The organism is Paenibacillus sp. JCM 9796, from assembly GCF_055379675.1.
In genome coordinates this window covers 3,300,791-3,311,222 of sequence record NZ_AP043723.1, presented here as the reverse complement: position 1 = coordinate 3,311,222, position 10,432 = coordinate 3,300,791, and the positions used below count along the sequence as shown (strand labels likewise).

The following is a 10,432-nucleotide window of genomic DNA, read 5'->3' as shown; positions in this document are numbered from 1 at the left end:
AGTCCGATTAAGCTTCGCATCGCGGATCGCCTCTCAACCGGCCGCATGGCGGCGAACCGGCACCGGCGTCGCCGCCAGCAGGTCGCCCATCACCGTGTCGGCGCTCTTCCCGGCCATGGAGGCATTCGCTCCGAGCATGATCCGATGCGCAAGCACCGGGACGCAGAGCGATTTAATATCGTCGGGAATCACGAAACCGCGTCCGCAGCGGAACGCTTCCGCCTGGGCGGCGCGCATCAGCGCGATCGACGCCCGCGGACTGGCCCCGAGGGCGATATCCGGATGTTGACGGGTCGCCGTCGTCAGCTGCACGATATATTGCTTGATCGTCTCGTCGACGTGCACGGCACGCACTTGTTTTTGCAGCTGGGCGAACTCCTCCTGCAGCACGACCGTCCGAATGTGCGTGAGCGGAAACGCATCCTCCATCCGGTTCAGCATCTCCACCTCGTCGCGCGGCTCGGGATACCCCAATCGCAGCTTGAGGAGAAACCGGTCCAGCTGCGCCTCCGGCAGCGGGAACGTCCCTTCGAAATCGATCGGATTTTGCGTCGCGAGCAGAAAGAACGGCTCCGGCAGCGGATACGTCGTCCCGTCGACCGTCACCCGCTTCTCCTCCATCGCTTCCAGCAAAGCCGCCTGGGTTCGCGGCGACGTCCGGTTCAGCTCGTCGGCCAATACGATCGGCGCGAGCAGTGGACCCGGCCGAAATTCAAATTCGGCTGTCCGTTGATTATAAATCGATACCCCCGTCAAATCCGAGGGCAGCAGGTCGGGCGTACATTGAATGCGTGTAAACCCGCAATCGATCGTACGCGCCAAGGCACGGACGAGCATCGTTTTACCGACGCCGGGCACGTCTTCGAGCAGAACATGACCGCCGGCCAGCAGGGCGACGAGCAGCTTCTCGATCACGTCCCGTTTGCCGACAATCACTTTTTCCACTTGATATACGATACGCCCAAGCAAAGCTTCGGGAGAATCCGTTACGGATGAGGACGACATCATGTTTATAACCTCCTAAAATGCGGCTCATAGTCTTCATAGACTTGGAATCCTATGAATCCAGTATTGCCGAATTTCAGAGATTTTAGACGGGAACCGAACGCTTCGCCGCAGCCGCCCACAGCCGCCCCAGTTCGAGCGGCAAGCCTTGCCGGAAGGTGGCCCGGACCGTGGCGGGATGCCCGTCCGTCTCCGGCTCGTAAGCGACGATCTGCGCGCCGAGCAGCTCCAGCGCGCTGCGCAGCGGCACATATAACGAGCCCTCTCGCAGCTCCATTTCAGGCAGAGGGATGACGGTCACAGCTTCATGCCCGGAAGGGTCCCATTGCGGCTGCTCCCGATAAACCCGCAGCTCGCAGTTCGCTAAATCGTACTCCGTCCGGGAGCTCCCGTATCGAACGACCGCCGTCCGCGCGCCCGGCTCCCATACTACCTCCGCTCCCAGCGGCTGGACGAGCTCCCGCAGTGGAACAATGAACCGCTCTTCCCGAAAGAGGAAGCCGTCCCGCCGGAAATCCACGGTCGTATAGTCCGTCCGAAGACGCAACTGGTCAGGGCCTCCCGCTGCAATCCCCCCGGAGGCCAGCGCCGTCTCAGGGGCCGGTTTCACTTCCGAGCCTGCGCCCGCTTCTTCCGCCACGCTCCCGGCTGCCGCCCAAACCGGGCGGTGCTCCTCCACCGCCTGCAGCTGCTGTTGAAAGGCGCTCCACGACGTTCCACGCTGCCATTTGGCTTTGCTCACGCCAAACTGCGCCGGCTTCACTTCCGTCGAAAGCGGAGCGAACCGGTAGCCTTGATCTTTAAACAATTTGATAATTTTCGGCAGCGCTTTCAAAGTTTGCTCATGACCCGGTCCGTCATGCATCAAGACGGTCACCTCGTGCCGGAACGGACCTTGGGCCACCGTATGCGCGATGTCCTCCGCGGTCGCACCCGCCTTGCGCGCATCCTCGCTGTCGATCGTCCAATCGAAGACGGAATATCCGCCGCGGTTCAACAAATAAAAGTAAAACGCATCAAAGTTGCCAGCCGTTCCCCCCGGAGCACGTACGAGCGGCGTTCTAACGCCCGTCGCATCGAACAAAATTTGTTCCGTTCGCTGCAGCTGCTCCCAGTACGCTCCGAAATTCGAGTACAGCTCTTTATATACATGGTTATACGAATGGTTCCCGATCGCATGCCCTTCCTCCACGATTCGTTTCACGACATGGGGTCTGGCTTCGGCCTGCTCGCCCAAGACGAAGAAGGTGGCCCGCACCTCTTCCTCCTTCAAGACATCCAGCACCTGCGGCGTAAAGGCGCTCGGTCCGTCGTCGAACGTCAAGTAGACGGTCGGCTCTTCCGGCTTTCGGTACGACATCTCTTCCGCTTCTACACGTTTACCGGAGGAGAGCGAGGCGAACACCTCGTCCGCCTCCTTGGCGGTCAGCGGGGCGGCGGCGAACGTTTGCGGGGCGGCCGATAGCCATATGGCGAGGACCAGTATTCCGGTCAAGAAAGAATGCAAGATACTGTTTCTACTGCTGGTGCGTTCAGCCGATGTTACCCGCTTCATTTGAATCCCTCCGTATATTCTATGGGCTTTCGTTTTACTAGAATATATGGAGGGAGCCTAGCACTTAGACCTGTGCGCCGCGAAACTTCGCTAGATTGCCTCTTGTGATTATGGGCGCCTCCGGCCAGTTCGTCCTACCGGTTTGCTTCGAGGAGCGCATAGAGGAACTATGATCCGCTATTGTCCCTCCTTCCCCGCATCATCGAAAAATAACGAACCTTCAGAGCCTTATTATTCGAGCGCCACCGAGGACCGTCTACACGTCGAAAACGGCGGAATAAGCTATCCAGCGTTCTGCTATTTCGTACCAGCTCTACCCGTGTTGCCGGGTTCGCGGCCTTTTCACTACCGCCCATTGTTCCAAGGAATGCCGAACCTGCACTAAGGCCCCCGTCGCCCCGCTCCCGCGCCAAAAAACCGCAGAAAGGCCTCGGCCTCCCTGCGGTTTCATGCATACTTGTTCTTTGCGTAGATGCGCCTGCGACCGCCGTACCCCTTACGGCTGCCCCGGCTGACCTTTGCCAAACCTGCTATTCTTCCACGCGGCAAGATGAAGCTGGAACTCCTGATCGATGAGGGCCGCTCTCGTATTCAGCTCATCCATCCATGTCTTGTCGCCGACCAGCGACGCTGCGTAGATGTAATTGTGCAGCTCGCTCAGCTTGCGGGCATAGTTCGCATTCGCCTGCAGGCACATCGTCAACTCATTCGACTCATCGGTCGTTAATTCCCGGCTTTGGTGAAGCGTCCACAACTCGGCCATCCGAACTTGAAAAGGCAGCATGTTTCTCACTCTCCCGAAAAATTTGCTTGCCTTCCCAGTGTTGACGGATTCGCGCTTCTTTAGACAGGCTCCGGCTCGACAGGCTGCCGTTTACCGGAATCAGATACAAACCGGCTTGGCGCTCCAATTGAATGACCTGTCGGCTCCAGCGTCCCGTCAAGCGCGCACTTTGTAGGTCAGATGGAGCCGGTGTTCGGATTGGCGCCGCCAAGAACCGGCCGTCCGGCGTCAGCGCGAAGTTTCGCGGCGTATCACCCTGCGTGGAAACATGCTGCAGCAGGCCCAGCCTCCGCTCGACTAGCCGATGCCGAACACAGCGATGCTGTTGTGTCTCTTAAGCAAGTTCCTCTTCTTTCACTCCAAGCACATTTTGCAAATAAAAGATGATCACTTCTATCTGGCTATCGATCTGTAATTGTTGGATATCCATTTGCATCGCATCGCAGGTAATGCCGTCAATTAATGAAATGATGGTCCTCGCTATTGCTTCAATGGACATTCTTGGGTGAAACTCCCCTACAGCGACTCCTCGTAAGTGAAAACTTTGGTATCAATACCATCAGTTTTCGCTTCTATAATGTTAAACGTGTAACATTCTATACAACACATTAATTTACAAGTAAAAACCTCTAAAGCTAATCTTACAGAGTAATACCGGCTCTCTCTTCCGTTACACCGTTTCCTTCACCGCTTGCAGCACCTGCTCCACATGGCCTTTGACCCTCACCTTGCGCCATTCCCGCACAAGCCGCCCCTCTTCGTCGATGAGGAACGTCGAGCGGACAATGCCCATATACTCGCGGCCGTACAGCTTCTTCAGCGCCCAGACCCCGTACTTCTCGGCCACTTGATGATCCGGATCGGACAGCAGCGGAAACGGCAGCTCGTATTTCGCCGCAAACTTCTGATGCGCCTTCAGGTCGTCCGGACTGATGCCCAGCACGACCGTACCGGTCTTGGCGAACTGTTCGTTATAATCGCGGAATTGGCACGATTGCTCCGTGCACGTCGGCGTCATATCTTTCGGGTAAAAATAAAGCACGACCTTGCGGCCGCGGAACTGGCTGAGCGTAACGGTTTCCCCGCTGCCTGCCGTTAAGGTAAAGTCGGGAACCACTTGTCCGATCTGCAATTCTGCCATTGAATTCCTCTCCTGACGGTACTAGGTTTTGCGCCGCATTATACATTTTGGCCATCCGCTTTGACAAGCGTAACGGCCTGACTCCTATCGAACGCCACGTACTTCTTGGCCTCTTTCATCATTAGCTTGGCGGAATCGCCCCAGGATTACACGCCCGGCCTTGAACAGATGGCGTTTACGATCCCGCCCCGCGGTACCGCTTCACGCCGTAATTCCAGACACAAACGCCGGTAACGAAGAAGACGGCCCCGACAACCGGGGTGAGCAGCGCGAAGCCGCCCCAATTCGCCCGGTCCAGGAAATAGGCGGACGGATAAAACCCGACGAAGCCGAACGGAAGCACCCACGTCAGCGTAAACTTCATGACGGCGTTGTAGATCGTCATCGGATACCGCCCATAGTTTTGCAGATTGTAGAGCAGCGCGGTAATCCCGGTTGGAGCGTCCGAGAAAAAGGACAGCGCCGAGAAGAAAATGTAAATGCCGGCATAAATCATAACCGAGCCGACGACCAGCAGCACCAGCACGAACGGATCCGACCACGTGAAGCCAAGGCCCAGCTGCGTCCAGGTATATGCCATGATGAGGAACCCGACCAGGGAGCTGAATAAGGACGGCGGGTCCATATTTTCCAGCACCAGCTGGACCAGATTATACGCCGGGCGCGTCAGCACCCTGTCCATTTCCCCCTTGACGATGTAGCGCTCGCTAAAATTCCACAAATTAAAGAAAGTGTTAAACAAGCCTGATGCCATCATAAAATAACCGTAAATGAACAGCACCTGCTGCTCATTCCATTCCCCGATCAGTTCGGTATGCGTAAACATGATCAGAATGAAAATTAAATTCAGTCCGTTAAACATCAAATCCGACAACAGCTCGATCCAGAAGTCGGAACGATACGTAAGACGCGTTTTGAAATAGTTTTTCAAATAACCCAGAATCAGCCCTGCATAGAACATTCGTCCCTCACCCTCCCTGTACGAACAGACGCGACCTTGCGCTTCGCCAAAGGAAGTAAAGCGGCACTAACAGCAGCACAAACCATCCCGCCTGGATCAGCAAGCCGTGATACACGGCATCGCCCGTTACCGCTCCCGTAATCACCCGGCCGGGCAAATACGTAATCGCCTGGAACGGCAAAAACCGCAAGACGCTCTCTGCCCAACCGGGGAAAAAAGTCATCGGCACGACGAGTCCGGAGAACAAGTCGACCGCCACTCGCTTCATCCGCATCAAGCCCTCGTTGTTTTCAAGAAAAAACGCGCCTAACCCGGTCATAATATTGATCTGTGAATTAATCAGGAAGCTGAGCAGCAGCATGAACAAATAAACCGCCCACAGCTTCGGATCGGTCGGCAGCTGCACGGGAAACAACAGCGACGCCAGAATCATGCCCGGCGTGGACAGCATCAATAAACGGAACAAGCCTTCGCCGAGACCCTGCATCATTTTGACAACCATATAATTATAAGGACGAATGAACTGAATGGCCAAACTGCCGTCTTTGATTTCGTTCGCAATATCCCGGTCGAGATTGTTGAAATAGAACGCCCGTGCCATCCAGCCGATCGCGACATACGTCGTCATCTGGGTAAGCGTCATGCCCCCCAGCACCTCTTTGCTCCCGTATATCGCTTTCCACAGGAAGTAGTATGCTCCGATATTCAACGCATAGATAATGATCCCGCTAAAGTAGTTGACCCGGTAGGCGAGCATCATCAGGAAGCGTATCCGGATAATATACAAATACGCGTTAAGCATGAACGGCCCCTTCCCGTTCCCGGGTCCATTCACGCTTTACTTCCGAAGAACCGGATTTGTAGATCTCGCGGACAATGTCGTCGGTATTCGTTTCGAATATTTTGATATCCTCGATGTTGACCACTCCGACCACGCGGCCGAGAAGCTCCGATACGTTCGCCAACTGATGCGGAATCCACACTTTGGCGGTCAGCTCGTTCTCAAGCTTCCATTGGACGTCCAGTCCGGCGGTCAGCAGCTCTAACTGATCAAGCGTGACGGGTTGGGCGAAGCGGAACGCAGCTTCTTTGCCTTTCCCCCAGCGTTCCTTTAATTCCTCGAGACCGCCGTCATAAATGATGTTGCCGTCGTCGAGCATGATAACTCTGGAGCATAGCGCTTCGATATCCTGCAAATCATGCGTTGTCAGCAGAATGGTCGTACCGAACCGGCTGTTTAGCGATTTGAGGAATTCGCGGATTTCGGTTTTCACGACAATATCAAGGCCGATCGTCGGTTCATCCAGAAACAGGATGGACGGATTGTGAATAAGCGAAGCCGCCAGCTCACAGCGCATCCGCTGCCCGAGGCTGAGCTTTCGCACAGGACGGTTCAGCAGATCGCCGAGCTGGAGCCTGTCGATGAGCTCATCCATCCGAATCCGGTAATCGTTGTCCGGAACGCGGTACACTTTTTTAAGCAGCTGGAACGATTCGACCACGCCCAGGTCCCACCAGAGCTGGCTGCGCTGGCCGAACACGACGCCGATGCCGCGGACGAACGCCTCTCTTTCTTGATAAGGGACGTAGCCGTTGACGCGAATATCGCCGGACGTCGGAACGAGGATGCCGGTCAGCATTTTAATCGTCGTCGATTTCCCTGCACCGTTCTCCCCGATGTAGCCGCAAATCTCCCCTTGAGGAATTTGAAAGCTGATGTCTTTAACCGCACGAACCTGGGTGTACTCTCGTTTAAACAAATCACGAAGAGCACCTTGCAGCCCTTCGCGATTCTTCTGCACCTTAAATTCTTTGCGCAGCTCATGCACGTCTATAGCGAGCGACATTGGAATGTTAGCCTCCTGTCAGAAATTGCCGAAGCTTGCAGCTTTACAGCGAAACCCGGTATAATGAAGAGAAATTTTCACAAGCTATACCCGTATATGATACACGAACCGCAAGAAGAGGAAAAGCGACCGAAACTACAGGAAAGGATCGATTTTTCCATGGCACGCAAGATCAAATGGTTTTTTACAGGCATTCTTGTTCTTTTACTCATCGCTATCGGTTATTATACATACGGCTTCCTTACCTTTGCTAAGAACATCCAAAGTACGCCGGAAACGACAAAATTTTCGGGCTTCACGGCAAAGAAGACGGGAGGAGCCGAAGCCTATGCGCCTCCCAAATGGGAAGGCAAACAGCGGGTGAACGTTCTGATCTTAGGCGGAGATTCGCGAGGCTTGAAGAAGAACGAAATTCCGCGTTCCGATTCGATGATGGTCGCCTCGATCGATCCGGTGACGAAGAAGGCGTACCTGTTCTCGATTCTTCGGGACACTTATGTGAAAGTGCCCGGTCACGGCAACGACCGGATTAATACCGCGGTCGCTACGGGCGGTCCGAACCTGGCGATGAAAACCGTCAGCGATCTGCTCGGTATTCCGATTCAATATTATGTATACACCGATTTCCAAGGTTTTATCGCGTTGGTCGACGCGATCGGCGGCATCGAGCTCGAAGTCGAGAAGGACATGAAGTACCGGGACTCCGAGGAGCCCGAGTTCGATATTAATTTGAAAAAAGGCGTGCAGCAGTTAAACGGCAAAACCGCCCTGCAATATGTCCGGTTCCGCCATGACGCGCTCAGCGACTTCTCGCGGACGGAGCGCCAACGTAAGTTTATGACGGCGGTCGCCCAAAAAATGCAAACGACCGGCTCGCTTATCCGCATGCCGAAGATTCTTAACAGCATCGATCCGTACATCGAGACGAATTTGACCACGACCGACATGCTGAAGCTGGGGACGCTCGCCATCGAGGCGAAAACCGAGGGCATGTCCAGCGAGCAAATTCCTCCGACAGAGCTGCTAGTCGAGAAGCGCGTAGGCGGCGCGGAAGTGATCACGGCGAACACCCAGAAGCTGCAGCAGTTCGTCAAAGCCGTGTTTGAAGACCGCGACCCGTTCGCGCCAGCGGAGAAAAATACGACGCAGGAAGCAGCGAAAGCTGCCGGCAGCAGCAGCGCGTCGAAGAAATAGCAGGATCGGAATACCTGACCGGGGCCTTAGAGCCCTGGTTTTTTGTATGGCTCGCTCCTACAGCCGAAGCGCATGATAGTTCCGCTATTCTTCACTCGGCCCGGCTGCGCGCGCCTATAGCGGTATGGTTTTGCGTCCTCGGAACAGTTTACCTTGGATTGTGCGGCTTATTTCGATATAATAATTCAAACTTTACCGATCGGAGGTTTGGCGCATGCCAAGCATCCATGTTATCGATGCTTCTATGGGCAAGCCGTTTCACGGCCAGCTATCCACGCGGCGCTGCCGGGCGTGCCTGTCACCCGGCAGCGATCGCATCCGGATTGCAGGTCATGCCGTCACTACACTGTAATCAATCCTGCAGGTCGATTTACATGAACAATAACCTGTTCCCATTAAGGAGGCTCCCGAATTCATCATGTCAACTAGTAATGAACCGAACTTGTTCAAGCAAACAGCCGGACGTCCGCATTCGGAAGAATTATACCGTGAGGCGCTCGAGCACATCGTCGGCGGCGTCAACAGCCCGTCCCGTTCGTTCAAGGCGGTAGGCGGCGGCGCCCCCGTCTTTATGAAGCGCGGGCAAGGCGCTTATTTCTGGGACGCGGACGATAACCGATACATCGACTACTTGGCCGCTTACGGGCCGATCATTCTGGGTCACGCGCATCCGCACGTGACCGCCGCCATCTGCCGCGCCGCCGAGAACGGCACGTTATACGGGACGCCGACGGAACTGGAAATTACCTTCGCCCGGATGTTGAAACAAGCTATCCCTTCCATGGACAAGGTTCGATTCGTCAACTCCGGCACCGAAGCCGTCATGACAACCATTCGCGTCGCGCGCGCCTACACCGGACGGAATAAAATCATCAAGTTCGCCGGATGTTACCATGGACATTCCGATTTGGTGCTCGTGGCCGCCGGCTCCGGACCTTCCACGCTCGGCATTCCGGATAGTGCGGGCATTCCGAACAGCATCGCGCACGAGGTGATTACCGTACCGTTCAACGACGTGCCGGCGCTGGAAGAAGCTCTTTCCCGCTGGGGCAGCGACGTCGCTGCCGTCATGGTCGAGCCCATCGTCGGCAATTTCGGGATGGTTATGCCAAAGCCCGGCTTCCTCGAAGGATTATGCGCCGCAGCACGCCGCAACGGCTCCCTCGTCATCTATGACGAGGTCATCACAGCGTTCCGCTTCCATTACGGAGCGGCGCAGACGTTTGCGGGCTTACCGGAGGGGACCGATCTCGCCGCCGTGGAGCCCGACCTGACCGCGCTGGGCAAAATTATCGGCGGCGGCCTTCCGATCGGCGCTTACGGCGGCCGCGCCGAGATCATGTCGCAGGTCGCACCGCTCGGACCCGCTTATCAAGCGGGCACGATGGCCGGTAACCCGGCTTCGATCTCGGCGGGCATCGCCTGCCTCGAAGCGCTGCAAGAGCCGGGCACTTACGAGCGGCTCGACCGCTTGGGCGCAATGCTCGGAGACGGACTCGCTCAAGCTGCCGACGCACATGGCATCGCGTTAACCGTGAACCGCATTCGCGGTGCGTTGTCGACGCACTTTTGCGCCCACCCCGTGACGAACTACGATGAGGCTCAGGATACGGACGGCGAACAGTTCGCCCTATTTTTCAGACTCATGCTTGAGCAAGGCATATGTCTGGCGCCATCGAAGTACGAAGCATGGTTTTTGACGACGGCCCATACGGAAGATCATGTCCGTGCAACCCTGGAAGCAGCGGATCGCGCTTTTGAAGCGATGGCGCAAACGCAGCGCCGGCAGGCTTCACAATAAATTCCATTTATCACCCAAATCACGAACTATTATCAGTCTACGATAATAGTTCGTTCGTTTTTAATCGATTTTTTAATTTTATCTGAAATTTCCCTTTATTCACCAATTATGCAAAATAGATAACGCTTACATCTTGTCGAAAGG

Annotated in this window: 11 protein-coding genes; 3 read left to right on the top strand and 8 right to left on the bottom strand. The window is 55.6% G+C overall.

Annotated elements, in window-relative coordinates:
* Window positions 1-33: 33 nt before the first annotated feature.
* The 8 genes from ACZ439_RS15970 to ACZ439_RS15935 all read right to left on the bottom strand — a co-directional run bounded on the left by ACZ439_RS15970 (window position 34) and on the right by ACZ439_RS15935 (window position 7,293).
* On the bottom strand, window positions 34-1,008 hold the full coding sequence (locus ACZ439_RS15970) for an AAA family ATPase (RefSeq protein ID WP_127610006.1): 975 nt from the start codon (window positions 1,006-1,008) through the stop codon (window positions 34-36).
* Window positions 1,009-1,090: 82 nt separating this feature from the next.
* Entirely contained in the window at window positions 1,091-2,560 is a 1,470-nt protein-coding gene (locus ACZ439_RS15965) for a polysaccharide deacetylase (protein ID WP_127610008.1), read from the bottom strand.
* A 496-nt stretch (window positions 2,561-3,056) separates the two neighbouring features.
* Entirely contained in the window at window positions 3,057-3,344 is a 288-nt protein-coding gene (locus ACZ439_RS15960; protein ID WP_127610010.1) for a DUF7667 family protein, read from the bottom strand.
* Between the two features lie 334 nt (window positions 3,345-3,678).
* A complete protein-coding gene (locus ACZ439_RS15955) occupies window positions 3,679-3,843 on the bottom strand; it encodes a hypothetical protein (protein ID WP_155615695.1) in 165 nt (54 codons plus the stop codon).
* Between the two features lie 171 nt (window positions 3,844-4,014).
* Complete coding sequence (gene bcp, locus ACZ439_RS15950; protein ID WP_054798026.1) at window positions 4,015-4,485, bottom strand: thioredoxin-dependent thiol peroxidase; 471 nt, start codon at window positions 4,483-4,485, stop codon at window positions 4,015-4,017.
* A 175-nt stretch (window positions 4,486-4,660) separates the two neighbouring features.
* Window positions 4,661-5,446: an ABC transporter permease gene (locus ACZ439_RS15945; protein WP_127610012.1), complete on the bottom strand. Its 786-nt coding sequence runs from the start codon at window positions 5,444-5,446 to the stop codon at window positions 4,661-4,663.
* 7 nt (window positions 5,447-5,453) lie between these two features.
* On the bottom strand, window positions 5,454-6,248 hold the full coding sequence (locus ACZ439_RS15940; RefSeq protein ID WP_127610014.1) for an ABC transporter permease: 795 nt from the start codon (window positions 6,246-6,248) through the stop codon (window positions 5,454-5,456).
* The gene (locus ACZ439_RS15935) at window positions 6,241-7,293 is read right to left on the bottom strand and encodes an ABC transporter ATP-binding protein (protein WP_127610016.1); all 1,053 of its coding nucleotides are present in this window, start codon (window positions 7,291-7,293) and stop codon (window positions 6,241-6,243) included. Before ACZ439_RS15935 ends, ACZ439_RS15940 begins: the two co-directional genes overlap by 8 nt.
* A 159-nt stretch (window positions 7,294-7,452) precedes the next feature.
* Here ACZ439_RS15935 and ACZ439_RS15930 point away from each other — a divergent pair, with 159 nt between their 5' ends.
* From ACZ439_RS15930 to ACZ439_RS15920, 3 genes are all read left to right on the top strand, one after another.
* Window positions 7,453-8,487, top strand: a complete 1,035-nt coding sequence (locus tag ACZ439_RS15930; RefSeq protein WP_464619893.1) for an LCP family protein — start codon at window positions 7,453-7,455, stop codon at window positions 8,485-8,487.
* A gap of 214 nt (window positions 8,488-8,701) precedes the next feature.
* Window positions 8,702-8,839, top strand: a complete 138-nt coding sequence (locus ACZ439_RS15925) for a hypothetical protein (protein WP_464619892.1) — start codon at window positions 8,702-8,704, stop codon at window positions 8,837-8,839.
* Window positions 8,840-8,905: 66 nt separating this feature from the next.
* The gene (locus ACZ439_RS15920; protein WP_141336592.1) at window positions 8,906-10,288 is read left to right on the top strand and encodes a glutamate-1-semialdehyde 2,1-aminomutase; all 1,383 of its coding nucleotides are present in this window, start codon (window positions 8,906-8,908) and stop codon (window positions 10,286-10,288) included.
* Window positions 10,289-10,432: the final 144 nt, after the last annotated feature.